The organism is Streptomyces flavochromogenes (genome assembly GCF_000717595.1).
GTDB lineage: Bacteria > Actinomycetota > Actinomycetes > Streptomycetales > Streptomycetaceae > Streptomyces > Streptomyces flavochromogenes.
Genome location: NZ_JNZO01000023.1, coordinates 16,670 through 40,821 on the forward strand (window position 1 = coordinate 16,670; position 24,152 = coordinate 40,821).

General features: G+C 70.5%; 23 protein-coding genes. 13 read left to right on the top strand and 10 right to left on the bottom strand.

The features are described 5' to 3' along the window. Nucleotides 1-82 precede the first annotated feature (82 nt). Complete coding sequence (locus IF00_RS0126890; RefSeq protein WP_030322348.1) at nucleotides 83-1,462, bottom strand: aspartate aminotransferase family protein; 1,380 nt, start codon at nucleotides 1,460-1,462, stop codon at nucleotides 83-85. Continuing rightward, nucleotides 1,447-1,938: an Lrp/AsnC family transcriptional regulator gene (locus IF00_RS0126895; RefSeq protein WP_030322349.1), complete on the bottom strand. Its 492-nt coding sequence runs from the start codon at nucleotides 1,936-1,938 to the stop codon at nucleotides 1,447-1,449. Before IF00_RS0126895 ends, IF00_RS0126890 begins: the two co-directional genes overlap by 16 nt. 205 nt (nucleotides 1,939-2,143) lie before the next feature. Between IF00_RS0126895 and IF00_RS0126900 the strand changes: the two genes are divergently transcribed. The 4 genes from IF00_RS0126900 to IF00_RS0126915 all read left to right on the top strand — a co-directional run bounded on the left by IF00_RS0126900 (nucleotide 2,144) and on the right by IF00_RS0126915 (nucleotide 6,003). Continuing rightward, entirely contained in the window at nucleotides 2,144-3,580 is a 1,437-nt protein-coding gene (locus IF00_RS0126900; RefSeq protein WP_030322352.1) for a gamma-aminobutyraldehyde dehydrogenase, read from the top strand. A 143-nt stretch (nucleotides 3,581-3,723) separates the two neighbouring features. Beyond that, nucleotides 3,724-4,890, top strand: a complete 1,167-nt coding sequence (locus IF00_RS0126905; protein ID WP_030322354.1) for a polyamine ABC transporter substrate-binding protein — start codon at nucleotides 3,724-3,726, stop codon at nucleotides 4,888-4,890. 12 nt (nucleotides 4,891-4,902) lie between these two features. After that, nucleotides 4,903-5,433, top strand: coding sequence for an HXXEE domain-containing protein (locus IF00_RS0126910; protein WP_030322356.1), 531 nt, complete (start codon nucleotides 4,903-4,905; stop codon nucleotides 5,431-5,433). A gap of 30 nt (nucleotides 5,434-5,463) precedes the next feature. Further along, entirely contained in the window at nucleotides 5,464-6,003 is a 540-nt protein-coding gene (locus IF00_RS0126915; protein WP_030322358.1) for a hypothetical protein, read from the top strand. Here IF00_RS0126915 and IF00_RS0126920 read toward each other — a convergent pair. The 6 genes from IF00_RS0126920 to IF00_RS0126945 form a co-directional block, all read right to left on the bottom strand. Beyond that, nucleotides 6,000-7,199 (bottom strand): serine hydrolase domain-containing protein, encoded by a 1,200-nt coding sequence (locus IF00_RS0126920; RefSeq protein WP_030322359.1) that lies wholly within the window; start codon nucleotides 7,197-7,199, stop codon nucleotides 6,000-6,002. The two genes, IF00_RS0126915 and IF00_RS0126920, sit on opposite strands and share 4 nt — an antisense overlap. Nucleotides 7,200-7,295: 96 nt before the next feature. Then, nucleotides 7,296-8,009 (bottom strand): response regulator, encoded by a 714-nt coding sequence (locus IF00_RS0126925; RefSeq protein WP_030322361.1) that lies wholly within the window; start codon nucleotides 8,007-8,009, stop codon nucleotides 7,296-7,298. Then, nucleotides 8,006-9,196 carry a sensor histidine kinase gene (locus tag IF00_RS0126930; protein WP_425338343.1) on the bottom strand — a complete coding sequence of 397 codons (1,191 nt, stop codon included), beginning with the start codon at nucleotides 9,194-9,196 and terminating at the stop codon, nucleotides 8,006-8,008. The genes IF00_RS0126925 and IF00_RS0126930 overlap by 4 nt, the downstream gene beginning before the upstream one ends. 35 nt (nucleotides 9,197-9,231) lie before the next feature. Next, nucleotides 9,232-10,017, bottom strand: a complete 786-nt coding sequence (locus IF00_RS0126935; RefSeq protein WP_030322364.1) for an SAM-dependent methyltransferase — start codon at nucleotides 10,015-10,017, stop codon at nucleotides 9,232-9,234. Beyond that, nucleotides 10,014-10,757: a glycerophosphodiester phosphodiesterase gene (locus IF00_RS0126940; protein WP_051820637.1), complete on the bottom strand. Its 744-nt coding sequence runs from the start codon at nucleotides 10,755-10,757 to the stop codon at nucleotides 10,014-10,016. Before IF00_RS0126940 ends, IF00_RS0126935 begins: the two co-directional genes overlap by 4 nt. Before the next feature lie 38 nt (nucleotides 10,758-10,795). Further along, nucleotides 10,796-11,827, bottom strand: a complete 1,032-nt coding sequence (locus tag IF00_RS0126945; protein WP_030322368.1) for an adenosine deaminase — start codon at nucleotides 11,825-11,827, stop codon at nucleotides 10,796-10,798. A gap of 75 nt (nucleotides 11,828-11,902) precedes the next feature. On the opposite strand from IF00_RS0126945, the gene IF00_RS0126950 reads away from it, so the two are divergent. Further along, nucleotides 11,903-12,595: a DUF4190 domain-containing protein gene (locus tag IF00_RS0126950; protein ID WP_030322370.1), complete on the top strand. Its 693-nt coding sequence runs from the start codon at nucleotides 11,903-11,905 to the stop codon at nucleotides 12,593-12,595. Between the two features lie 170 nt (nucleotides 12,596-12,765). Here IF00_RS0126950 and IF00_RS0126955 read toward each other — a convergent pair whose 3' ends face one another. Then, the gene (locus IF00_RS0126955; protein ID WP_030322372.1) at nucleotides 12,766-13,317 is read right to left on the bottom strand and encodes a riboflavin biosynthesis intermediates N-glycosidase; all 552 of its coding nucleotides are present in this window, start codon (nucleotides 13,315-13,317) and stop codon (nucleotides 12,766-12,768) included. A gap of 175 nt (nucleotides 13,318-13,492) precedes the next feature. Here IF00_RS0126955 and IF00_RS0126960 point away from each other — a divergent pair, with 175 nt between their 5' ends. From IF00_RS0126960 to IF00_RS0126995, 8 genes are all read left to right on the top strand, one after another. Further along, nucleotides 13,493-15,010 (top strand): gamma-aminobutyraldehyde dehydrogenase, encoded by a 1,518-nt coding sequence (locus IF00_RS0126960; RefSeq protein ID WP_030322375.1) that lies wholly within the window; start codon nucleotides 13,493-13,495, stop codon nucleotides 15,008-15,010. Nucleotides 15,011-15,083: 73 nt separating this feature from the next. After that, nucleotides 15,084-16,331 carry an ABC transporter substrate-binding protein gene (locus IF00_RS0126965; protein ID WP_030322377.1) on the top strand — a complete coding sequence of 416 codons (1,248 nt, stop codon included), beginning with the start codon at nucleotides 15,084-15,086 and terminating at the stop codon, nucleotides 16,329-16,331. Nucleotides 16,332-16,374: 43 nt separating this feature from the next. Continuing rightward, nucleotides 16,375-17,553: an ABC transporter ATP-binding protein gene (locus IF00_RS0126970; RefSeq protein ID WP_030322379.1), complete on the top strand. Its 1,179-nt coding sequence runs from the start codon at nucleotides 16,375-16,377 to the stop codon at nucleotides 17,551-17,553. Further along, nucleotides 17,550-18,482 carry an ABC transporter permease gene (locus IF00_RS0126975; RefSeq protein WP_030322380.1) on the top strand — a complete coding sequence of 311 codons (933 nt, stop codon included), beginning with the start codon at nucleotides 17,550-17,552 and terminating at the stop codon, nucleotides 18,480-18,482. Before IF00_RS0126970 ends, IF00_RS0126975 begins: the two co-directional genes overlap by 4 nt. Then, on the top strand, nucleotides 18,482-19,276 hold the full coding sequence (locus IF00_RS0126980; protein WP_015036516.1) for an ABC transporter permease: 795 nt from the start codon (nucleotides 18,482-18,484) through the stop codon (nucleotides 19,274-19,276). Before IF00_RS0126975 ends, IF00_RS0126980 begins: the two co-directional genes overlap by 1 nt. A gap of 37 nt (nucleotides 19,277-19,313) precedes the next feature. After that, nucleotides 19,314-20,732 carry an NAD(P)/FAD-dependent oxidoreductase gene (locus IF00_RS0126985; protein WP_030322382.1) on the top strand — a complete coding sequence of 473 codons (1,419 nt, stop codon included), beginning with the start codon at nucleotides 19,314-19,316 and terminating at the stop codon, nucleotides 20,730-20,732. A gap of 125 nt (nucleotides 20,733-20,857) precedes the next feature. Further along, entirely contained in the window at nucleotides 20,858-21,328 is a 471-nt protein-coding gene (locus IF00_RS0126990) for a bifunctional DNA primase/polymerase (protein ID WP_030322384.1), read from the top strand. Between the two features lie 179 nt (nucleotides 21,329-21,507). Beyond that, nucleotides 21,508-23,358, top strand: a complete 1,851-nt coding sequence (locus IF00_RS0126995; RefSeq protein WP_245234650.1) for a chitinase — start codon at nucleotides 21,508-21,510, stop codon at nucleotides 23,356-23,358. On the opposite strand, the gene IF00_RS0127000 is transcribed toward IF00_RS0126995, so the two are convergent. Then, nucleotides 23,294-24,058, bottom strand: coding sequence for a phosphatase PAP2 family protein (locus IF00_RS0127000; protein WP_078944864.1), 765 nt, complete (start codon nucleotides 24,056-24,058; stop codon nucleotides 23,294-23,296). The two genes, IF00_RS0126995 and IF00_RS0127000, sit on opposite strands and share 65 nt — an antisense overlap. Nucleotides 24,059-24,152 lie beyond the last annotated feature (94 nt).

Below are 24,152 nucleotides of genomic sequence, written 5' to 3' on the forward strand. Positions count from 1 at the left end.
ATCCACTCGGATGGCGGCATGCCCGGGCCGGGGTCACGCCGTGAGGGCGGCGTGATGTCGTGTGCCTCGCGCGGCGGGGACCTTAGAGCTTGGTCCAGGCCTCGGTGAGCACCGAGCGCAGGATGCCTTCGATCTCGTCGAAGGTGCCCTGGTCGGCGATCAGCGGCGGGGCGAGCTGGATGACCGGGTCGCCGCGGTCGTCGGCACGGCAGTACAGACCGTTCTCGAAGAGCGCCTTGGAGAGGAAGCCGTACAGGACGCGCTCGGTCTCCTCGTCCGTGAAGGACTCCTTGGTGACCTTGTCCTTGACGAGCTCGATGCCGTAGAAGAAGCCGTTGCCGCGGACGTCGCCGACGATCGGGAGGTCGTGCAGCTTCTTCAGGGTGTCGAAGAAGTTGCCCTCCTGGTCGAGGACGTGCTGGTTCAGGCCTTCCTTGTCGAAGATGTCGAGGTTGGCGATGGCGACCGCCGACGACACCGGGTGGCCACCGAAGGTGTAGCCGTGGAGGAAGGTGTTGTCGCCCTTGTAGAAGGGCTCCGCGATGCGGTCCGAGACGATGCAGGCGCCGATCGGGGAGTAGCCCGACGTCATGCCCTTGGCGCAGGTGATCATGTCCGGCACGTAGCCGAACTTGTCACAGGCGAACATCGTGCCGAGGCGGCCGAAGGCGCAGATCGTCTCGTCGGAGACGAGCAGCACGTCGTACTGGTCGCAGATCTCGCGGACGCGCTGGAAGTAGCCGGGCGGCGGCGGGAAGCAGCCACCGGCGTTCTGCACCGGCTCCAGGAAGACGGCCGCGACGGTGTCGGGGCCCTCGAAGAGGATCTGCTGCTCGATCTGGTCGGCGGCCCAGCGGCCGAAGGCCTCGGGGTCGTCGCCGTGGATCGGGGCGCGGTAGATGTTGGTGTTCGGCACCTTGTGCGCGCCGGGGACCAGCGGCTCGAAGGGGGCCTTCAGGGCCGGCAGGCCGGTGATGGACAGGGCGCCCTGCGGGGTGCCGTGGTAGGCGACCGCACGCGAGATGACCTTGTACTTGGTGTGCTTGCCCTGCAGCTTGAAGTACTGCTTGGCGAGCTTCCACGCGGTCTCGACGGCCTCGCCGCCACCGGTGGTGAAGAAGACCTTGTTCAGGTCGCCCGGCGCGTAGTCCGCGAGGCGCTCGGCGAGCTCGACGGCCTTGGGGTGCGCGTACGACCACACGGGGAAGAACGCGAGCTCCTGGGCCTGCTTGTACGCGACCTCGGCCAGTTCCTTGCGGCCGTGTCCGGCGTTGACCACGAAGAGACCCGCGAGACCGTCGAGGTAGCGCTTGCCCTTGTCGTCGAAGATGTAGGTGCCCTCACCACGCACGATGGTGGGAACGGGCGAGTTCTCGTACGACGACATCCGGGTGAAGTGCATCCACAGGTGGTCGTACGCGGTCTTGGAGAGGTCCTGGGTCACGATTATCGAGTTCCCCACATATAGGTCTGCTTCTTGAGCTTGAGGTAGACGAAGCTCTCGGTGGAGCGCACGCCGGGGAGGGTGCGGATGCGCTTGTTGATCACATCCAGCAGGTGGTCGTCGTCCTCACAGACGACCTCCACCATCAGGTCGAAGGAGCCCGCGGTCATCACCACGTACTCGCATTCGGCCATGGCCGTCAGGGCCTCCGCAACCGGATCAAGGTCACCCTCGACGTTGATGCCGACCATCGCCTGGCGCCGGAAACCCACGGTGAGCGGGTCGGTGACGGCGACGATCTGCATGACGCCCTGGTCGAGCAGCTTCTGGACGCGCTGCCGTACGGCGGCCTCGGAGAGGCCCACGGCCTTGCCGATCGCCGCGTAGGGACGGCGACCGTCCTCCTGGAGCTGTTCGATGATCGCCAGGGAGACGGCGTCGATCGTCGGGGACGAACCGGTTCCGGTTCTGGGTTCTGTGCTTCGACTGGCCACGGCTTCACTGTGCACCGAGAATGTCGGTCTTGCAACCCCGGAGCGATGTAATTCGTTGCGGAAGGGCTCGAAACTCACGGAATCCGAAGTTGGAGGGGGGTGGGCCTGTTGAAAGCGTCAGCCGAGCGACTAGGCTGAGGTGTCTCGCCCATCGGGACACCGCACAAGGACGTGCGACGACAGAACGTGACAGGAGGGGTGGCAAGTGACCACCGAGCTGCGCCGGCTGCGTAACTACATCAACGGGGAGTTCCGCGACGCGGCCGACGGCCGCACCATCGAGGTGGTCAACCCGGCCACCGGCGAGGTGTACGCCACCTCCCCGCTCTCGGGCCAGGCTGACGTCGACGCCGCGATGGAGGCCGCCGCGGCCGCCTTCCCCGCCTGGCGCGACAGCACGCCGGCCGAGCGCCAGAAGGTACTCCTCAAGATCGCCGACGCCTTCGAGGAGCGCGCCGAGGACCTGATCGCCGCCGAGGTCCAGAACACCGGCAAGCCGGTCGCCCTCACCGCGAGCGAAGAGATCCCGCCCATGGTGGACCAGATCCGCTTCTTCGCGGGCGCCGCCCGGCTGCTCGAAGGCCGCTCCGCCGGCGAGTACATGGAGGGCATGACCTCCATCGTCCGCCGCGAGCCCGTGGGTGTCTGCGCCCAGGTCGCGCCGTGGAACTACCCGATGATGATGGCCGTGTGGAAGTTCGCCCCGGCGCTCGCCGCGGGCAACACCGTCGTCCTCAAGCCCTCGGACACGACCCCCGCGTCGACCGTCCTGATGGCGGAGATCATCGGCCAGATCGTCCCGAAGGGCGTCTTCAACGTCGTCTGCGGCGACCGCGAGACGGGCAAGGCGATGGTCGAGCACCCGACCCCGGCCATGGCCTCCATCACCGGCTCCGTGCGCGCCGGCATGCAGGTCGCCGAGTCGGCGGCCAAGGACGTCAAGCGCGTCCACCTGGAGCTGGGCGGCAAGGCCCCGGTCCTGGTCTTCGAGGACACCGACATCGAGAAGGCCGTCGAGGACATCTCCGTGGCCGGCTTCTTCAACGCCGGCCAGGACTGCACGGCCGCCACCCGCGTCATCGTGCACGAGTCGATCCACGACGAGTTCGTCGCCGCCCTCGCCAAGGCCGCCGCCGAGACCAAGACCGGCCAGCCGGACGACGAGGACGTGCTCTTCGGCCCGCTCAACAACGCCAACCAGCTGAAGCAGGTCACCGGCTTCATCGACCGTCTCCCGGCCCACGCCAAGGTCGAGGCCGGCGGTCACCGCGTCGGCGAGAAGGGCTACTTCTACGCACCGACCGTCGTCTCCGGCCTCAAGCAGGACGACGAGATCGTGCAGAACGAGGTCTTCGGCCCGGTCATCACCGTCCAGTCCTTCACGGACGAGGCCCAGGCCCTGGAGTTCGCGAACGGCGTCGAGTACGCCCTCGCCTCCTCCGTCTGGACCAAGGACCACGCGCGCGCGATGCGCATGTCCAAGGCGCTCGACTTCGGCTGTGTGTGGATCAACACCCACATCCCGCTGGTCGCCGAGATGCCCCACGGCGGCTACAAGAAGTCCGGCTACGGCAAGGACCTCTCCGCCTACGGCTTCGAGGACTACACGCGCATCAAGCACGTCATGACCTCCCTGGGCTGAACCCCCGCCTGAACGCCACGCGGCCCCGGCACCCCGGTCGACAGGGTGTCGGGGCCGCGTCGCGTCGCTCGACGGAGCGTCCATTGCCCCGGCCGGTGGCCTGCCGCGATGCTGCACGGGTGAGAGCGACAGCCAGGAACAACATCTCCCGCCGGTCCCTGCTGCGGGGCATCGGCGGTGCCGGGGCCGCGAGCCTGCTCGCCGCCGGATGCGGGGTCCCCGCCGCCTACGTCGACGAGAGCGACCGGGCCGGCCGCGACCTCTCCGCCCGGGACCGGACGCTCGACTTCGCCAACTGGCCGCTCTACATCGACACCGATGACGAGGACGCCAGGAAGCGCCCGACCCTCGACGCGTTCAGGAAGCGCACCGGGATCGCCGTCCGGTACACCGAGGAGATCAACGACAACGACGAGTTCTTCGGCAAGATCAGCCCGTCCCTGATGAACCACCAGGAGACCGGCCGCGATCTGATCGTCGTCAGCGACTGGATGGCCGCCCGCTTCGTCCGCCTCGGCTGGGCCCAGGAGATGAACCGCGCCACCCAGCCGAACGTCGCCGAGCACCTCGACCCGCAGCTCCGCTCGCCCGCCTTCGACCCGGGCCGGCTGCACAGCGTCCCCTGGCAGTCCGGGATCACCGGCATCGCGTACAACCGCAGGAAGCTCGGCCGGGAACTCCGTTCCACCAAGGAGCTGTGGGCCGACGACCTGCGCGGCAAGGTCACCCTGCTGTCCGGGCTCGACGAGTCCTTCGCGCTGCTCATGATGGGCCGGGGCGTCGACGTCACCCGGTGGACAGGCGACGACTTCCACGCCCTGTGCGAGCAGATCGAGGGCCTCGTGAAGAAGCGGCACATCCGCCGCTTCACCGGCAACGACTACATCAAGGACCTGTCGACCGGCGACGTGCTGGCCTGCCAGGCGTACTCGGGCGACGTCATCCAGCTCCAGGCCGACAACCCGGACATCGAGTTCGTCGTCCCCGAGGAGGGCGCCGAACTGTGGGCCGAGTCCCTCCTGATCCCCAACCTCGCGCACCACAAGGCCAACGCCGAGAAGCTCGTCGACTACTACTACGAGCCCGAGGTCGCCGCCGAACTCGCCGCCTGGGTCAACTACGTCTGCCCGGTGCCGGGCGCGCAGAACGTCCTCGCGGACTCCGGCGACGAGGAGCTCGTGGCGCTCGCGGAGGACCCGCTGATCTTCCCGGACGCGGCCATGCGGGGACGCCTCGCGATCGCCCGGGACATCACGGCGCAGGAGCGGCAGGACTTCACGAAGAGGTGGAACGCTATCGTGGGCCTGTGAGTTGAGCCGGATGTGACCGCATCCCACCCCAACTCGCTCGCCACCTACGGACTGTTCCTCGCCTGGGCCGTCCACGACGCCGAGGAGCTGGCCCTCGGACCCCGCTGGCTGCGGGAGAACCTGCCGATGCTGCGCGAGCGCTTCCCCGGAGTGCCGGAGGTGGTCTGGAAGGCCGCCGAGTCCGTCGACGAGCGCGAATTCGCGCTCGCCGTCGGGGTGATGGCGACCGTCGTCGGCGCCGCCGCCGTGGCCGGGGCCCGCACCGGCGGCCGATCCACCTTCTACCAGGGGGCGTTGAACGGCTTCGGGCTGCACGGCCTCGTCCACCTCGCGCAGGCGGTCGTCGTGCGAGGGGTGACACCCGGCTCCGTCACCTCGCCGCTCGTGGTCATCCCCTTCACCCTCTGGGCGCGCGGCCGGCTGCGCCGGGCGGGCGTGCTACGCCCGGCCGGACTCCGGGGCACGGTCACCGGCCTGGGGGTGGCGGCGGCCGCCACCGTCGTCGCGCACGCGGTGGCGCGACGACTGACCCCTCGTTTCTGAACGCGTTCAAGATGGGCGTAGGCTGCCCTCATGAGCGACTCGAACGGGCCGAGAGCCCTTCTCACGCGCATCCGCGTCTGGCTGATCGTCTTCGTCGTCTGCCTGGTCCTGAGCGGGATCACCGCGTTCCCGCTCGTCACCGAACTCCGGCTGCTGGACTCCTCGCTCGACGGGTGGGCGGCTCCCGTGGCCGACCTCCTCCCCGGGCTCGCCGAATGGATCGACCGGGTGCGGGGTGGCCTCGAGACCGCCGACGAGCAGGCCCCGTACCTGCTCTACGGCACCGACTGGCTCGCCTTCGCCCACCTCGTCATCGCGGTCGCCTTCTACGGCGTCCACCGCGACCCCGTCCGCAACATCTGGGTCGTCGAGTTCGGCATGATCGCCTGTGTCGGCATCATCCCGCTGGCCCTGATCTGCGGGCCCCTCCGGGGCATCCCCTTCTGGTGGTCGGTCATCGACATGTCCTTCGGCGTCATCGGGATCCTGCCGCTGCTCCACGTACGCCGGCTGATCAAGCGGCTCGAGGCCGCCACGGCGCCGGAGCCCGTGCCGGCCGGCGCCCGCTAGTCCGGCAGGCCGTACGCCGCGACCATGAGGTTCAGGGCGGTCGGGTTCATGTCCTGGCCCTTCGCGTCGGTGGAGTTGACGCTGTAGACGAGGGTGCGCGCGCCGTCGCGGGTGGAGGCGATGGCCGCGTTGTACCCCCAGCGGCCGCCGGTCTTGCCCCAGACCTCGCGGCCGCCGAGCTTCTTCATCGACAGACCCGCGGAGTACGCGGCCGGATCGCCCGACTTCAGGTCCGCGACCTTCGGCAGGGTGAACATCTCCTCCAGGATCGGCCCGCGCACCACCCGGCCCGCGAACAGGGCGCGGGTGAACCGCTCCAGGTCGGCCGTGGTCGAGACCAGGTCGCCGGCCGCCCAGCCGTCCGTCACCCCCCACTCCGAGACGTCACGCAGACCGGTCGTCCCGTCGTCGAGCCGCATGGTCTGGTAGCCGTGGTTGTACGGGCCGACGAGCCCGGCCGCCTCGCCCGGGAGGTAGGTGTCCCGCAGGCCCAGCGGGCGCAGGATCCGCCGCTCCACCTGGTGCTCGTACGAGTCGCCCGTCACCCGCTCCACGATCAGACCGGCGATCGTGTAACCGATGTTGAGGTAGTGCTGCTTCGTGCCGGGCCGGAACTCGCGCGGCTTCGCCGTCGCCGAGCGGACCATGGCCTCCGGGTCATGGACGTCGAAGCGGTGGGCGTACCACTCCTCCACCGTGTCGCCGACGGCCGTCTCGGGAGCCGGGATGCCGTGAGTGTGGTTCAGGAGCTGGCGCACGGTCACCGTGGCGTACCGGCCGGGGATCAGCTCCGGCAGGTACGAACGGGCCGTGCGGTCCAGGTCGATCCGGCGTTCGGACGTCAGCTGGAGGACGGTCGCCGCCGTGAAGACCTTCGTCACCGATCCGGCACGGAATCGGGCGGCCGGGTCCGCCGGGGCGCCGGTCGTCAGGTCGTGGACCCCTGAAACGCCCTGCCAGGAACCCTCGGTGCCGCCGACCCGGACGAGCGCGGCCGTGGCATCGGCCCGGGGGAGTCCGGCGATCACCTCACTCAGGTCCGGGCTCACCGGGCGTGCGGGCGACGCGGCCGCCGGGGACGTCGCGAAGGCCGGTGGTGCGAAGGCCGAGGCCGCGAAGGCCGGGGTCAGGGCCGGGCCCGCCGCGACCCCCAGGACCAGGGCGGCGGCGAGCAGCGTGCGGGTGGACTTCCTCATGGTCAACTCCGGTGGTGTGAGCCGTTGTTCTCGATGGCTCCATCCTGCTGACCCGCGGCGATCGGCGGATCGCCCGCACCGGCGGTCTTCCGCCGGTCAGTTCCTCGCCGACACGGGGGAGGGGCCCGGCCCCTCGCCTCCCCCGGGCGGGGGAGAGCCCGCCGCGACCAGACCCGTCTCGTACGCGCAGATCACCGCCTGGATCCGGTCCCGCAGGCCGAGCTTGGCGAGCACATTGCCCACGTGCGTCTTCACCGTGTGGTCGCTGACCACCAGCTCCGCGGCGATCTCCGCGTTGGAGAGACCGCGCGCGAGAAGCAGCAGGGTCTCCCGCTCCCGGCCCGTCAGCACGTCGAGCCGGGGGTCGGGGGCGGTCCTGCGAGGGCCGCCCGCGGTGTACTGCTCCACCAGACGGCGGGCCACGGACGGCGCGAGCAGCGAGTCGCCCGCGGCCACCACCCGTACCGCGTGCACCAGATCGTCCCGGCGCACGTCCTTGAGGAGGAAGCCGCTCGCGCCCGCGTGCAGCGCCTCGTACACATACGCGTCGGTGTCGAAGGTCGTCAGGATCACCGTCCGGCAGCCGGTGCCCGCGCTGATCGCCCGGCAGGCCTCGATGCCGTCCGTGCCGGGCATCCGGATGTCGAGGAGCGCCACGTCCGGGGCGTGCCGGCGCACCGCCTCGACCGCCTCGGCGCCGTCCCCGGCCTCCGCCACGACCTCGATGTCCGGCTGCGCGTCGAGGATCATCGCGAAGCCGCTGCGGACCAGTTCCTGGTCGTCCGCGACCACCACCCGGATCGTCGTCATGTCCCCACCTCCGCCGTGGAGGGTACGGGCAGCAGGACCCGCACCTCGAACCCCCGGCCGCCCGGTCCCCGGCCGGTCGTCGCCGTCCCGCCGTGCGCGGCGGCCCGCTCCCGGATGCCGGTGAGACCGTGGCCGCCGCAGCCGCGTCCGGGCGGCCCCGGCGCGGGGCCGCGTCCGTCGTCCGTGACCGTGACCCGCAGGACGCCGTCGGCGTGGGCGAGCCGGACGTCTGCCCGGCGGGCGCCCGCGTGCTTGACGACGTTCGTCAGGGCCTCCTGCACGATCCGGTAGGCGCTCGCGCCGGTCGCCGCCGGCAGCGCCCGTACCCCGCCCTCCGTCGTGTACTCCACCAGCAGGCCGCCGGACCTCACTCGCTCCACCAGCGCGGGGATCCCGGAGAGGTCCGGCTGCGGCTCGCGGGGCGGTGCTCCCTCGGGCCCCTCCCGCAGCAGCCCCAGCATCTGCCGCAGCTGGGTCATCGCCTCGCGGCCCGTCTCCGAGATCGCCTCGAACGCGGCCTCCGCGCGGTCCGGCGCCGCCCGCACCGCCACCGGGCCCGCCTCCGCCTGCACGATCATCAGGCTCACCGCGTGCGACAGGATGTCGTGCATCTCCCGTGCGATCCGGGCCCGTTCACGGGCCGCGGCCCGCTCGGCCTCGACCAGATGCGCCCGCTGCCGGGCGTCCTGGAGCCGGCCGAAGACATAGGCGGCTCCGAACACGAAGAGCGAGAAGGTCAGTTCACGGGCCGACCGGGTGTTGAGCCAGACCGAGACGGGCACCGCGACGACCATGAGCCCCGCCGTCGCGAGCCGCTTCCTCGGCGGGGAGTGGAGCGCGATCGTGTAGACGATCACGAGCCCGGTGTACGGCAGCGGCTGGCCCGGTCCCTCCAGGGCCAGGATGTACAGCGTGCTCGTCGCCAGGATCGCGAGGAGCACGGCGATCGGTGCCCGCCGCCGCCAGACCAACGGGACCACCGTGAGCGTCGTCAGCCCGTACGCGGGCCAGGTCGCCGGTTCGATCTCGGGCGGGCGCGGCACCACGAACGGCATCGTCATCGCCGCCTGCACCAGCAGCGCGATGCCGAGGTCCACCGCCCACGGGTTGGCGCCGCTCCAGCTCCGTGCCCGCTCCCACCGGTCGCGGAGCTCCTGCCGTATGCGCAGGTCCCCCCGGTCGCGCACCTCCCCCCGGCTGCGCGGATTCCCTCTCAGGGCCATTACGGCTTGCGGCCCACCGCGCCGAACTGCGCCACCACGGAGGCGTCCTCGGTCGTCGCGCGCCAGCGCGAGCAGGAGAGGATGCCCGGCTCCAGGAGGTCGAGGCCGTCGAAGAAGGAGGCGAACTCGGCGCGGCTGCGGGCGGTGATCGGCGGGGTCGCGTTCTCGTTCCAGAAGGCCATGGCGGCCCTGTTGCCCTCGCCGCCGAGCTCCGGCTCCAGGGTGGGGTGGGTCAGGACCAGGTGGCTGCCGGAGGGGACGGCGTCCATCAGGGTGCGGACGATCGCCCGGGCCTCGGTGGTGTCCAGGACGAAGTTGAGGATGCCGAGCATCATCACGGCGACCGGCCGGGAGAGGTCGAGCGTCGCGCCGGCCGCCGCCAGGATCTTCTCCGGGTCGTGGGCGTCGGCGTCCACGTACTCGGTGACGCCCTCCGGCGCGCTGGTCAGGAGCGCGCGGGCGTGGGTGAGCACGATCGGGTCGTTGTCGACGTAGACGATCCGGGCGTCGGGGGCGGCGCGCTGGGCGACCTCGTGGGTGTTGTCGGCGGTCGGCAGGCCCGTACCGATGTCGAGGAACTGGCGCATCCCGGCGTCCGCGGCGAGGAACGTGACGGCGCGGCCGAGGAACGCCCGGTCCGCGCGGGCCACTTCGCCGATGCTCGGGTAGAAACCGGTGACCTGGTCGCCGACCGCGCGGTCGACCGGGTAGTTGTCCTTGCCGCCCAGCCAGTAGTTCCACACCCGGGCGTTGTGAGCGATGTCGGTCCGGATCCGGTCGTTCATGCCTGGGCCTTTCGCAGGACGGCGGCGAGTGCGTCGACCCGGTTCGTGGTGATCGAGTCGACCCCGTTCGTGATCAGCTTACGCATGGTGCGGGAGGTGTCCGCCGTCCAGGCCGAGACGAGGAGACCGTCCCGGTGCACCCGGTCGGAGAGGGCCCGACTCACCAGGCCGAAGCGGTAGTTGAGCCAGCGCGGCCGGACCACGTCGAGGAGGATCGGGCGGGGCGGGGCGAGCGAGGTCCAGGTGAGGGCGATCTCGGCGGCCGGGTCGGCGGCGCGCACCTGGAGCATGGCGACGGCCCCGGCACAGTAGTACACGCGCTCCCCGGCGCCGCACTCGCGGACCGTACGGACGATGGCGCGGACCGAGTCCTCGTCGCCGCCCGGCAGGTCCAGCATCAGCCGCTTCTCCCCGGCGGTGAGCAGGGCCTCGCGCAGGGTCGGGACCCCGCCGTACGTCAGCTCCCGGACCTGCTCGTACGAGAGCGCGGAGAGCGGCCGGTCGTGGCCCCACAGGCGCTTCAGGGTGTCGTCGTGGAGGAGGACGGGCACGCCGTCCTTCGTCAGCCGGACGTCCACCTCGACCGCGTCCGCCCCCAGCTCGATCGCCGAGGTGATCGAGCCGAGGGTGTTCTCGCGGACGCGGTACGGGTCGCCGCGATGGCCCACGACGGTGACGGAGGCCGTGGCCTCGGCGGCTTTCGCGACGGCGGTCGGGTCCAGGGCGGTGTCGGAGTCCATGGGCCCATTCTCGCCGTCGAGGGCGGGCGAGCCAGTCGTCAGCGCGCGAGCCAGGTGTCGGTGTACGCGTCGATCTCGGCGGCGATCCTGGCCTTTCCGGCCGGGTCGAGGAACGAGGCCTCCACCGCGTTCTTCGCGAGGGCGGCGACACCGCGCTCGTCGAGGCCGAGGAGCCGGGCGGCGACCGCGTACTCGTTGTTGAGGTCGGTGCCGAACATCGGCGGGTCGTCGCTGTTGACCGTGACGAGGACGCCGGCGTCCACCATCTGCCGGATCGGGTGCTCGTCCAGGGTGGCGACGGCCCGGGTGGCGATGTTCGAGGTCGGGCAGACCTCCAGGGCGATACGGTGCTCCGCCAGGTGGGCGAGGAGCGCCGGGTCCTGGACCGAGCTGGTGCCGTGGCCGATGCGCTCGGCGCCCAGGTCGTTGATCGCGTCCCAGATCGTCTGCGGGCCGGTCGTCTCGCCCGCGTGCGGGACGGAGTGCAGGCCGGCTGCCCGGGCCTGGTCGAAGTACGGCTTGAACTGCGGGCGCGGCACACCGATCTCCGGGCCGCCGAGGCCGAAGGAGACCAGGCCCTCGGGGCGCAGCCCGTCGGTGGTGGCGAGGCGGGCGGTCTCCTCGGCGGAGGCCAGGCCGGCCTCGCCCGGGATGTCGAAGCACCAGCGCAGGATGGTGCCGAACTCGGCCTCGGCCGCCTTGCGGGCGTCCTCGATGGCCGCCATGAAGGCACGCTCGTCGATGCCCCGGCGGGTGGAGGAGTAGGGGGTGATGGTCAGCTCGGCGTACCGGATGTTCTGCCGGGCCATGTCACGGGCGACCTCGAAGGTCAGCAGCCGGACGTCCTCGGGAGTGCGGACCAGGTCGACGACCGAGAGGTAGACGTCGATGAAGTGCGCGAAGTCGGTGAACGAGAAGTAGTCGGTCAGCGCCTCCGGGTCGGTGGGGACCTTGGAGTCGGGGTGCCGGGCGGCGAGCTCGGCGACGATCCGGGGCGAGGCGGAGCCGACGTGGTGGACGTGCAGCTCCGCCTTGGGCAGGCCCGCGATGAAGGGATGGAGATCGGTCATCCCGTCATCGTAGGCCGGACGGTTACCCCTGAGGGGTGAGGCCGTAGCATGGCGGGACCATGATGGGGGAGGCCCATGTCTGACAACCAAGACCAGTCGCGGGGCGGTTACGACCCGACGGACCCGTGGGCTCCGCCGAACCGTGACGGGGTGGAACTGAGCAAGCCGACGACTCCGTCGCCGTCGCCGGTGCACGACCAGCAGACCGTCACGTCCTTTCCGCTCGCGCAGCCCGGCCCCACCGACGTGCCGCCGCCACCGGTGGCACCCGGCGGGCCCGCGGCCACGCCCGGCGCGTACGGATACCCGGCGGCGGACACGTCCGGCGCATACGGGTACCCGTCGGCGACCCCGCCGCCCGCCCCGACGAGCTCCGGGTACGGCTATCCCGGCTATTCGGCGCCCGGCGGCTACCCCGGCCAGACCGGCTGGCAGCAGTCCCCGTCCAACGGCATGGGGACGGCCTCGATGGTGCTCGGCATCATCGCGGTGGCGGGCTTCTGCATGTACGGCCTGGGCGTGATCCTCGGCATCCTGGCGCTGATCTTCGGCATCATCGGCATCAAGAAGTGCGGCCGGGGCGAGGCGACCAACCGGGGCATGGCCATCGCGGGCATCGTGCTCGGCGCCATCGGCACCCTGGTGAGCGCCGTCTTCCTGGGCTTCGTGATCTGGGCGGTCAGCCAGGACTCGACGTCCTTCGAGGACTCCGGCTACGACGAGGACCCGTTCGCGTCGAGCCTGGTGGTCGAGAGCGGCAGCCGCTGAGCGACCCCCGCGGTCACGCCGGGTGATCGCACGGCAAGGGCCCCGCACCTCGTGAGGTGCGGGGCCTTCGGCGTCCCCCGGCGCTTCCGGACCTTCGGCGTCCCCCGCGCTTCCCGACACCGGGCGTCCCTCCGGCCCCTTCCGGAGTCCTCGACGTCCCCCGGCGCTTCTCACGCCCCCTGGCGCAGCCGCTCCCGTGCCTCCATCAGGGCGAAGCCCAGGAGGTTGTCGCCTCGCCAGCTCGCCGGGTCGTGGGCGCGGGGGTCGTCGGCCGCCAGGCCGATGCCCCAGACGCGGTCCACCGGGCTCGCCTCCACCAGGACCCGGGTGCCGGTGCCGAGGAGATAGGCGCGCAGGGCCTCGTCCGAGGAGAACTTGTGGACGCTGCCCTCGACGACGACCCCGAAGCGCTCCCGCGCCCACACCGCCTCGTCGAAGCCCCGGACGAGCCGGCCCGCCTTCTTCGCCTCGGCCGGGGTCCGGGCGGACAGCGCGGCCCGCTCCGCCTCGGCGTCCTCGAAGAGCCGGGCCTTGGCCGCCATCATCCAGTGCTCGGCCGTCGCGTACGACACGCCGTCGACCACGAAGGGGGCGGGCCACCACTGGCTGAGACAGCTCGCCGAGAGGCGACCGTCCGGGTGCGGACGGTGACCCCAGAAGTGCAGCCACTTCACCCGGTCACCCCTGCTGACCTGCTGTATCAGAGACTCGAGCTCGCTCATGCACGCGAGTGTGGCATCCGCCACGGACACTTAGTACGGAGATATTCCGGCCGCCTCGACACATGGTCGACCGATTCCGTCGCGTAACCAAAAGGCAACAACGGAATCACTTGTTGGGACATCGTCCCTCTGTCAGGATCGGCACTCAATTCGAGCTGGAACAACGGAGAGCGTCATGGGCAACCGCTTCCAGGTGACGGACCGCTTCGCGGACGGCGCACAGTACATCGGCGGGCGGCTCCGCGCCGGAACGTCCGGTCAGGAACACAGCGTGATCGATCCGGCGACCGGGGAGAGCGTGTACACCTACACGCTCGCCTCCACCGCCGACGTGGACGAGGCCGTCGCCGCCGCCAAGGCCGCCTTCCCCGGCTGGGCCGGCGCCACCCCGGGCGAGCGCTCCGACGCGCTCCACCGCTTCGCCGGCGTCCTCGCCGAATGGGCCGAGGACTTCGCCCGCGTCGAGTCCCTCCAGTGCGGCAAGCCGTTCAAGCTCACCACCGAGTTCGACGTGCCCGGCACCGTCGACAACACCGCCTTCTTCGCGGGGGCCGCCCGCCACCTCCAGGGCCAGTCCGCCGCCGAGTACAGCGGCGACCACACCTCGTACATCCGCCGCGAACCCCTCGGCGTCGTCGGCTCCATCGCCCCCTGGAACTACCCGCTCCAGATGGCCGCCTGGAAGATCCTCCCGGCCATCGCCGCCGGCAACACGATCGTCCTCAAGCCCGCCGAGCTCACCCCGCTGACCTCCCTGATGTTCGCGCAGGCGGCGAAGGAGGCCGGCATCCCCGACGGTGTGGTCAACATCGTCAACGGGGCGGGGAAGACCGTCGGTGAACACCTCGTCGGCCACCCCGACGTCGTCATGACCTCCTTCACCGGCTCCACCCCCGTCGGCAAGCGGGTCGCCGAGATCGCCACCGCCACCGTGAAGCGCCTCCACCTCGAACTCGGCGGCAAGGCCCCCTTCGTGGTCTTCGACGACGCCGACCTGGAGGCCGCCGCGCACGGTGCCGTCGCCGCCTCCCTCATCAACAGCGGCCAGGACTGCACCGCCGCCACGCGCGCGTACGTCCAGCGCCCGCTCTTCGACGCGTTCGTCGCGCGCGTCGCCGAACTGATGGAGACCGTCCGGCTCGGCGACCCCTTCGACCCCGCCACCGACCTCGGCCCCCTCGTCAGCCACCGCCACCGCGACAGCGTCGCCGCCTTCGTGGAGCGGGCCCGCGGCTACGCCACCGTCGTCACCGGCGGGGAAGCACCTGGCGGAGACCTCAAGGACGGTGCGTACTATCGTCCGACCCTGATCACCGGTGCCGCGCAGGACAGCGAGGTCGTGCAGTCGGAGATCTTCGGCCCGGTCCTGGTGGCCCTGCCCTTCGAGAGCGACGACGAGGGCATCCGGCTCGCCAACGACACCCCGTACGGCCTGGCCGCCTCGGCCTGGAGCCGGGACGTCTACCGGGCCAACCGCGCCACCCGTGAGATCAAGGCCGGCTGTGTCTGGGTCAACGACCACATCCCGATCATCAGCGAGATGCCCCACGGCGGCACCAAGGCATCCGGCTACGGGAAGGACATGTCGGCCTACTCCTTCGAGGAGTACACCCAGGTCAAGCACGTGATGTTCGACAACACCGCGGTCGCCGCGAAGGACTGGCACCGCACTATCTTCGGGGACCGTCCGTAATCGATACGCGGCTACCGCCGTGTGGCATTCGCCGCCCGACCAGCGGCGCAACCCTCCCGAAAGGGCACAGCGCATGGAGCAGTACGAGCCCGACAGCCTCTCCGCCGCGCAGACGGCGGCGATACGCCGCAGCCTGACGAGCGGCCGGGGCGCCCTCACCCGCCGTTCGATGCTGCGCGCGGGCGGTGTCGGCGCGCTCACCGTCGGAGGCCTCGCCTCCCTGAGCGCCTGCGGCATCCCGCCGGCCAAGCGGGAGGGCCAGGGGCCCGCGTCCATCGACGTGTCGGCCAAGGAGAAGACCCTCGCCTTCTCCAACTGGACCGAGTACATGGACGTCAGCGAGGACGAGAAGTCCCGGCCGACCCTGGAGGCGTTCGCGAAGCGCACCGGGATCAACGTCAAGTACACCGAGGACATCAACGACAACGTCGAGTTCTTCGGCAAGATCAAGCCGCAGCTCGCGGCCGGCCAGGACACCGGCCGCGACCTGATCTGCGTCACCGACTGGCTCGCCGCCCGGATGATCCGGCTCGGCTGGGCCCAGAAGCTGGACCCCTCGAACCTCCCCCACGCGTACGCGAACCTCTCCACCCAGTTCCGCAGCCCCGACTGGGACCCGGGCCGCGCCTACTCGTACCCGTGGACCGGAATCTCCACCGTCATCGCGTACAACGCCAAGGCGACCGGCGGGAAGAAGGTCGACTCGGTCACCCAGCTCCTCGACGACCCCTCGCTCAAGGGCCGGGTCGGCTTCCTCACCGAGATGCGGGACTCCGTCGGCATGACGCTGCTCGACCTCGGCAAGGACCCGGGGAACTTCACCGACGCCGACTATGACGCGGCGATCGGACGCCTCCAGAAGGGCGTCGACAAGAAGCAGATCCGCCGCTTCACGGGCAACGACTACACCTCCGACCTGGACAAGGGCGACATCGCAGCCTGCCTCGCCTGGGCCGGCGACATCATCCAGCTCCAGGCGGACAACCCGGACATCAAGTTCTCCATCCCGTCCGCCGGTTACATCACCTCCAGCGACAACCTGCTCGTCCCCGCACAGGCCCGGCACAGGACCAACGCCGAGAAGCTCATCGACTACTACTACGAGCTTCCCGTCGCCGCCCAGCTCGCCGCGTACATCAACTACGTGTGCCCCGTCGACGGGGTGAAGGACGAGCTCGCCAAGATCGACCCCGAACTCGCGAACAACACGCTGATCCTCCCGGACAAGGCCATGGCCAAGAAGTCGCACGCCTTCCGCTCGCTCACCAGCGCGGAGGAGACGGCGTACGAGGAGAAGTTCGCCAAGCTCATCGGCGCCTGAGGCCCCCGTCGTCCACCTCTCTCACTCCCTGGGACCACAACCCATGACTGACAAGACTGCTCACACTGGAAAGACCACGGGCGGCGGCGACGTCCGTCTCACCGGGATCAGCAAGTCGTACGGCTCCTTCACCGCCGTCCACCCGCTCGACCTGACCGTCCCTCAGGGCTCTTTCTTCGCCCTCCTCGGCGCCTCGGGCTGCGGCAAGACCACCACCCTGCGGATGATCGCCGGACTGGAGGACCCCAGCACCGGCACCGTCTTCCTCGGCGACAAGGACGTCACCGACCTCCCGCCCTACAAGCGGCCGGTCAACACCGTCTTCCAGTCCTACGCGCTCTTCCCGCACATGGACATCACCGAGAACATCGCCTTCGGCCTGCGCCGCCGCGGCATCAAGTCGGTGAAGAAGCAGGTCGACGACATGCTGGAGCTCGTCCAGCTCGGCGACAAGGCCCGGCACAAGCCGCACCAGCTCTCCGGCGGCCAGCAGCAGCGCGTCGCCGTGGCCCGCGCCCTCATCAACCACCCGCAGGTACTGCTCCTCGACGAGCCGCTCGGCGCCCTCGACCTCAAGCTGCGCCGCCAGATGCAGCTGGAGCTCAAGCGCATCCAGACCGAGGTCGGCATCACCTTCGTGCACGTCACCCACGACCAGGAGGAGGCCATGACCATGGCCGACCAGGTCGCGGTGATGAACGGCGGCCGCGTCGAGCAGCTCGGCGCCCCCGCCGACCTGTACGAGAACCCGCAGACCACCTTCGTGGCCAACTTCCTCGGCACCTCCAACCTCATCGAGGCCGAGGTCCTGGAGACAGGCCCCACCAGCGCGGACGTACTCGTCACGGCGGGCGGCGGCAAGCTCCGCGTCCCCGGCGACCGCTGTACCTCCGCCGTCCGCCAGGGCGGCAAGGTGCTCGTGGGCGTCCGCCCCGAGAAGATCTCGCTCGCGCACGCCGACGACGCGGGCTCGATAGCCGACGGCCGCAACCGGGTCACCGGCCGGATCGCCGACTCCTCGTTCATCGGCGTCTCCACCCAGTACGTGGTGAACTCGCCGGCCGGTGCGGAGCTCCAGGTCTACGAGCAGAACATCGAGAGGGATGCGCGACTCCGCCCCGGCGCGGAGGTCGTCCTGCACTGGAACCCGGCGCACACCTTCGGTCTGGACGCCGCCCAGGACATCGACGCGGGTGTGGAGACGGTGGAGGACGCCGGATGACCACGTCCACGCTCCAGAAGGAGGAGGCGGCACCGGTCGAGGAACCGGTTCTGCGCAAGCCCTCCACCCGCAAGCGGCTCGTCCCCTACTGGCTGCTGCTGCCCGGCATCATCTGGCTGCTCGTCTTCTTCGCGCTGCCGCTCGTCTACCAGGCCTCGACCTCGGTCCAGACCGGCTCCCTCGAAGCGGGCTTCCAGGTCACCTGGCACTTCCAGACCTATTGGGACGCCTTCCAGGAGTACTGGCCGCAGTTCGTCCGCTCCCTGCTCTACGCCGGGACCGCGACCCTGCTCTGCCTGCTGCTCGGCTATCCGCTCGCGTACCTCATCGCCTTCAAGGCCGGCCGCTGGCGCAATCTGCTCCTCGTCCTCGTCATCGCGCCCTTCTTCACCAGCTTCCTCATTCGGACGCTGGCCTGGAAGACGATCCTCGCCGACGACAGCCTCGTCGTCGACGCGCTGAACGCGCTGCACGTCCTCGACGTGACCAGCTGGATCGGCTGGACCGAGGGCGACCGTGTCCTCGCCACCCCGATGGCGGTCGTCTGCGGTCTCACGTACAACTTCCTGCCCTTCATGATCCTGCCCCTCTACACCTCCCTGGAGCGGATCGACGGCCGGCTGCACGAGGCCGCGCAGGACCTGTACGCCTCCCCGGCGACCACCTTCCGCAAGGTGACCTTCCCGCTGTCGATGCCCGGCGTCGTCTCCGGCACCCTGCTCACCTTCATCCCGGCGAGCGGCGACTACGTCAACGCCGAACTGCTCGGCTCGACCGACACCAAGATGGTCGGCAACGTCATCCAGTCGCAGTTCCTGCGGGTCCTCGACTACCCGACGGCGGCCGCGCTCTCCTTCATCCTCATGGCGATCGTGCTGATCATGGTCACCGTCTACATCCGCCGAGCGGGAACGGAGGATCTGGTCTGATGCGTTGGATCCGTCGCAACCTTGTCGTCATCGCGGGCCTGCTGACGCTCGCCTACATGATCCTGCCGAACCTCGTCGTGATGGCGTTCTCCTTCAACAAGCCGAAGGGGCGCTTCAACTACTCCTGGCAGGAGTTCTCGCTCGACGCCTGGAAGGACCCCTGCGGCGTCGCCGACATGTGCGAGTCGCTCTCCCTCTCGCTCCAGCTCGCCGCCTGGGCGACGGTCGGCGCCGTCGTCCTCGGCACGATGATCGCCTTCGCGCTCGTCCGCTACCGCTTCCGGGCCCGCGGCGCGATCAACTCGCTGATCTTCCTGCCGATGGCGATGCCCGAGGTCGTCATGGCCGCCTCGCTGCTCACGCTCTTCCTCAACATGGGCATCGAGCTCGGCTTCTGGACGGTCCTCATCGCCCACATCATGTTCTGTCTGTCGTTCGTCGTGACGGCGGTCAAGGCCCGGGTCATGTCCATGGACCCGCGCCTGGAGGAGGCCGCGCGCGATCTCTACGCGGGGCCCACGCAGACCTTCCTGCGCGTGACCCTGCCGATCGCGGCCCCCGGCATCGCCGCCGGCGCCCTGCTCGCCTTCGCGCTCTCGTTCGACGACTTCATCATCACCAACTTCAACGCGGGCTCCACCGTCACCTTCCCCATGTTCGTCTGGGGCTCGGCGCAGCGAGGAACCCCCGTTCAGATCAACGTCATCGGCACCGCGATGTTCGTCCTCGCGGTACTGGTGGTCGTGGCCGGGCAAATCATTACGAACCGGCGCAAGAAAACAGCAACGGCCTGAGCAGAACGCAGCTCAGGCACCGAAGGAGTTGGAAACCATGGCCCCAGTCGCCATGCGTCTCGCTGCACAATCTCTCTCCGACGCCCAGCCCGTCCCCTTCTGGCTGGAAGACCCCGGCAAGCCCGGCGCCCTGCCCGCCCTCACCGGCACCGAGAAGTGCGACCTTCTCGTCGTCGGCGGCGGCTACAGCGGACTGTGGACCGCGCTCCTCGCCAAGGAGCGCGACCCCGCCCGGGATGTCGTACTGATCGAAGGCCGCGAGGTGGGCTGGGCCGCCTCGGGCCGCAACGGAGGCTTCTGCGCCGCCTCCCTCACGCACGGCTTCGGCAACGGGCTCGCCCGCTGGCCGGGCGAGTTGCCGAAGCTGGAGGAGCTCGGCGAGCGCAACCTCGACGGCATCGAGGAGGCGGTCGCCCGCTACTCCCTGGACTGCGACTTCGAGCGCACCGGCGAGATCGACGTCGCCACCGAGCCGTACCAGCTCGACGAACTCCACGAGATGTACGAGGAGATCGACCGGCTCGGTCTCGCGGACGGCCTGGAGCTCCTCGACCGGGACGCCGTCCGGGCGGAGGTCGACTCGCCGACCTTCCTCGGCGGTCTCTGGGACCGCCGAGGCGTCGCCATGGTGAACCCCGCCAAACTGGCCTGGGGCCTCAAGCGGGCCTGCCTGGACCTGGGCGTACGGATCTACGAGAACACCCCCGGCCTCGACCTCGTCTCCGTCGGCGCCGGCATGGGCGTGCGCACCCCGTACGGCCGCGTCCTCGCCCGCCGGGTCGCCCTCGGCACCAACGTCTTCCCGTCGCTGGTCAAGCGGGTGCGCGCGTACACCGTCCCGGTCTACGACTACGCCCTGATGACCGAGCCGCTCAGCCCCGAGCAGCTCGCCTCCGTCGGCTGGAAGAACCGGCAGGGACTCGGCGACTCCGCCAACCAGTTCCACTACTTCCGGATCACCGCCGACCACCGCATCCTCTGGGGCGGCTACGACGCGATCTACCCCTTCGGCGGCAAGGTCAGCGCCGAGATGGACCACCGCCCGGAGACCTACCTCACGCTCGCCGAGCACTTCTTCCGCTGCTTCCCGCAGCTGGAAGGGCTCCGCTTCAGCCATGCCTGGGGCGGCGCCATCGACACCTGCTCCCGCTTCTCGGCCTTCTTCGGTACGGCGTACCAGGGCAAGGTGGCGTACGCGGCCGGGTTCACCGGCCTCGGCGTCGGCGCCACCCGCTTCGGCGGCGACGTGATGCTCGACCTGCTCGCGGGGGAGCGGACCGAGCGCACCGCGCTCGAGATGGTCCGCCACAAGCCGCTGCCGTTCCCGCCCGAGCCGATCGCCTGGGCCGGCATCGGCATCACCAAGTGGGCGATGGCGCGCGCCGACGAGAACGGCGGCCGCCGGAACCTGTGGCTGAAGGCGATGGACCGGATGGGCCTCGGCTTCGACAGCTGAGACTCCACGAGGCCCTCTGTGTGACCTACACCACAACTGATGGGTAGCTGAAACCGCGTAAGAGCGGCCGCCTGAATCGCTCTCTCCGTACGGACACCGTGTCCACACGGAAGGAGACCGTTGCGATGACTGGTACGGGGGCCTCGGGCGCCAAGAGCGCGGTGGAGTGGCTGGCTTCGGTCGCACCCGATCCGGACGCCTGCCGGTGGGAGTGGGAGCGCAACCCGCACGGGGTCGCGCTGCTCCCCGCCGGCAGGCGCTGGGACGTCCTGATCCTTCCGGCGGAGCTCGGCTATCCCACCCTCGACGTCCTGGCCCGCCTGGTGGGCCGGCCGGGCCCGGTCCTCGCCGACTTCGGCGACGCCCGGATGGGCTTCTTCGTACCGCCGGGCACCGCGACCCGCTGGCTCGGCACCGGAGTGCGCGGGGCGGGCGCCGGGACCTGGATCGTGGTCCCGTACCCGGGCCGCGCGACCGGCGGGGTGCGCTGGCTGGTGGCGCCGGACGGCGCGGGCACCCTCACCGACGCCTCGCTCCTGGAACTGGCGATGCACGAGGCGGCGGGGCGGCTCGGGCGGGCGGGAGGAACGTCGTGACCCGGGCGGCCCGTGCGGGCCGGTCCGGAGGGGCGGGGCCCGTGCGGTGGGCGGATCGGGGCGATGTGGTGCGTGCGGTGGGCGGGCCCGAGCGGTGGGGTTCGTACGGTGGGCGGATCGGTCCGTCCGCCGTGCGGACGTCGAGGGCAGAGGTCTTGACCACTTGATTGGTCTGGACCATGCTGTGGCGCGCTCCCACGTCGATTCCCCCACCCCCGGAGGCAGTTGTGGACCGCGCCAGACCTCTCACCCTGCTCCTCGCGGGCGTCCTAGCCGCCGGAGGACTCGCCGCGCTCGGCCCCGCCGCCCAGGCCGCCGACGCCGAACTCGCCCGCAACGGCGGCTTCGAGGCCGGCCTCGACGGCTGGACCTGCACCGCCGGCAGCGGCGCCGTCGTCTCCACCCCCACCCACAGCGGCACGAAGGCACTCCAGGCGACCCCCGCCGGCAGCGACAACGCCCGCTGCTCCCAGACCGTCACCGTCAAGCCCAACTCCTCCTACACGCTCAGCGGTTGGGTGCGCGGCAGCTACGTCTACCTGGGCGCCACCGGTACGGGCACCACCGACGTCTCCACCTGGACGGGCTCCGCCCCCGACTGGCAGCGGCTCGCGACCTCGTTCACGACGGGGGCCTCGACGACCTCGGTCACGATCTACACCCACGGCTGGTACGGCACCCCGGCCTACCAGGCCGACGACCTCTCCCTCTTCGGCCCCGGCGGCGACCCGGTGCAGCTCCCGGCCGCCCCCACCGGCCTCGCGGCGGGCTCCCCGACCTCCACCACCGTCCCGCTGACCTGGTCCGCGGTCTCCGGCGCCACCTCGTACAACGTCTACCGGGGGACGACCAAGGTCCAGACGGTCGGCGGCACCTCGGCCACCGTCACCGGACTCACCGCTTCCACCGCGTACACCTTCCAGGTCAGCGCCGTGAACAGCGCGGGCGAGTCCCCGAAGTCGGCCACCGTGAGCGCGACGACGACCAGCGGCGGCAACCCGGGCAACCCCGGCCTGCCCGCACACGCCCTCGTCGGCTACCTCCACGCCAGCTTCGCGAACGGCTCCGGCTACACCCGCATGGCCGACGTCCCCGCCTCCTGGGACGTCATCAACCTCGCCTTCGGCGAGCCGACCTCGGTGACCTCGGGCGACATCCGCTTCAGCCTGTGCCCGGCGACGGAGTGCCCGAACGTCGAGTCGGCCGCCGACTTCAAGGCGGCCATCAAGGCCAAGCAGGCCGCCGGCAAGAAGGTCCTGATCTCGATCGGCGGCCAGAACGGCCAGGTGCAGCTCTCCACCACCGCCGCCCGCGACACGTTCGTCTCCTCCGTCTCGAAGATCATCGACGAGTACGGCCTCGACGGCCTCGACATCGACTTCGAGGGCCACTCGCTGTCCCTCCAGACCGGCGACACCGACTTCCGCAACCCGACCAGCCCGGTCATCGTCAACCTGATCCAGGCGGTCAAGACCCTCAAGGCCAAGTACGGCCAGAACTTCGTCCTGACCATGGCTCCGGAGACCTTCTTCGTCCAGCTCGGCTACCAGTACTACGGCTCAGGCCCCTGGGGCGGCCAGGACCCGCGCGCCGGCGCCTACCTGCCGGTCATCCACGCCCTGCGCGACGACCTCACCCTGCTGCACGTCCAGGACTACAACTCGGGCTCCATCATGGGCCTCGACAACCAGTACCACTCGATGGGCGGCGCCGACTTCCACATCGCGATGACCGACATGCTGCTCACCGGCTTCCCGGTCGCGGGCAACACCGACCGCGTCTTCCCGGCCCTCCGCCCCGAACAGGTCGCGATCGGCCTCCCGGCCTCCACCCAGGCGGGCAACGGCCACACGGCCCCGGCCGAGGTGAACAAGGCCCTGGACTGCCTGACCAGGAAGACCAACTGCGGCACCTACCAGACCCACGGCACCTGGCCGGCCCTGCGCGGCCTGATGACCTGGTCGATCAACTGGGACCGCTACAACCAGTGGCAGTTCTCGAACAACTTCGACGCGTACAACTGGAGCTGACCGCCAGGATCAGCAGCGAGAGGCAGAGGCTGGCCAGCACGTCGAGCGGCCAGTGGAAACCCCGCAGCACCAGCCCGGTCCCCGTCACCGCCGTCAGCACGGCGGCGACGGGGACCAGGCGTTTCGAGACCAGGAAGGCCGCGCCGAAGTAGGCGACGGCGGCCGTGGCCGTGTGCCCCGACGGGTAGTAGCCGTGCGCCCAGGGTTCCAGCGGACCGGGACGGGCCGTCCACTCCTTGAGGGGGATCACGAGCAGGGGCACGGCCGCCATGGCGAGACCCGCGTACAGGGCGGCGAGCCGTCGGCCGCGCCACACCGCGTACGCCATCGCGCAGGCGAGGACGGGGAGGGCGACGGTCATGTTGCCGAGGTCGGCGGCGAGTTCGGAGAGGCGCCGGGGGGCCGAGTCCACCACGGCCCGGGACACCCGCTCGTCGAGCCTGGCCAAGGGGCCGTGGACGAGCACCTGCCAGGTCACGACGACGAGGGCGACGAGCGCCGAGAAGAGAGCCGGCCGCCCTGGAACAGGGGGGGTGGTTCCAGAGCGGCCGAGAGGATCGGATCGCCGCACGCCCCGGGGGGTGTGGGGCGGGCGGCCGTCCGATCGGTGAGGAGTTCCGGAGCACGAGGCTCCAGGGGTGTGCGCGACGGCACGGTGTGGGCGGGGCTGGGGAGGCTCCGCCCGGGGTGTTTCTCTCATCTGCAGAAACCGTACGTCAGAGAAGGGGGGACCGACAGCCGGAAACGCGTCCCGCCATCGGCCCCCCACACAGTCTTCACACGGAGTGTCAGAT

What these genes read in the sequence shown, in the direction of transcription:
- IF00_RS0126990 (WP_030322384.1), top strand. Translation starts at nt 20,858, where the DNA reads ATGACTGGTACGGGGGCCTCGGGCGCCAAGAGCGCGGTGGAGTGGCTG.
- IF00_RS0126980 (WP_015036516.1), top strand. Translation starts at nt 18,482, where the DNA reads ATGCGTTGGATCCGTCGCAACCTTGTCGTCATCGCGGGCCTGCTGACG.
- IF00_RS0126965 (WP_030322377.1), top strand. Translation starts at nt 15,084, where the DNA reads ATGGAGCAGTACGAGCCCGACAGCCTCTCCGCCGCGCAGACGGCGGCG.
- IF00_RS0126940 (WP_051820637.1), bottom strand. Translation starts at nt 10,757, where the DNA reads ATGGACTCCGACACCGCCCTGGACCCGACCGCCGTCGCGAAAGCCGCC.
- IF00_RS0126915 (WP_030322358.1), top strand. Translation starts at nt 5,464, where the DNA reads ATGAGCGACTCGAACGGGCCGAGAGCCCTTCTCACGCGCATCCGCGTC.
- IF00_RS0126970 (WP_030322379.1), top strand. Translation starts at nt 16,375, where the DNA reads ATGACTGACAAGACTGCTCACACTGGAAAGACCACGGGCGGCGGCGAC.
- IF00_RS0126960 (WP_030322375.1), top strand. Translation starts at nt 13,493, where the DNA reads ATGGGCAACCGCTTCCAGGTGACGGACCGCTTCGCGGACGGCGCACAG.
- IF00_RS0126985 (WP_030322382.1), top strand. Translation starts at nt 19,314, where the DNA reads ATGGCCCCAGTCGCCATGCGTCTCGCTGCACAATCTCTCTCCGACGCC.
- IF00_RS0126995 (WP_245234650.1), top strand. Translation starts at nt 21,508, where the DNA reads ATGCTGTGGCGCGCTCCCACGTCGATTCCCCCACCCCCGGAGGCAGTT.
- IF00_RS0126955 (WP_030322372.1), bottom strand. Translation starts at nt 13,317, where the DNA reads ATGAGCGAGCTCGAGTCTCTGATACAGCAGGTCAGCAGGGGTGACCGG.
- IF00_RS0126975 (WP_030322380.1), top strand. Translation starts at nt 17,550, where the DNA reads ATGACCACGTCCACGCTCCAGAAGGAGGAGGCGGCACCGGTCGAGGAA.
- IF00_RS0127000 (WP_078944864.1), bottom strand. Translation starts at nt 24,058, where the DNA reads ATGAGAGAAACACCCCGGGCGGAGCCTCCCCAGCCCCGCCCACACCGT.
- IF00_RS0126945 (WP_030322368.1), bottom strand. Translation starts at nt 11,827, where the DNA reads ATGACCGATCTCCATCCCTTCATCGCGGGCCTGCCCAAGGCGGAGCTG.
- IF00_RS0126950 (WP_030322370.1), top strand. Translation starts at nt 11,903, where the DNA reads ATGTCTGACAACCAAGACCAGTCGCGGGGCGGTTACGACCCGACGGAC.
- IF00_RS0126920 (WP_030322359.1), bottom strand. Translation starts at nt 7,199, where the DNA reads ATGAGGAAGTCCACCCGCACGCTGCTCGCCGCCGCCCTGGTCCTGGGG.
- IF00_RS0126935 (WP_030322364.1), bottom strand. Translation starts at nt 10,017, where the DNA reads ATGAACGACCGGATCCGGACCGACATCGCTCACAACGCCCGGGTGTGG.
- IF00_RS0126925 (WP_030322361.1), bottom strand. Translation starts at nt 8,009, where the DNA reads ATGACGACGATCCGGGTGGTGGTCGCGGACGACCAGGAACTGGTCCGC.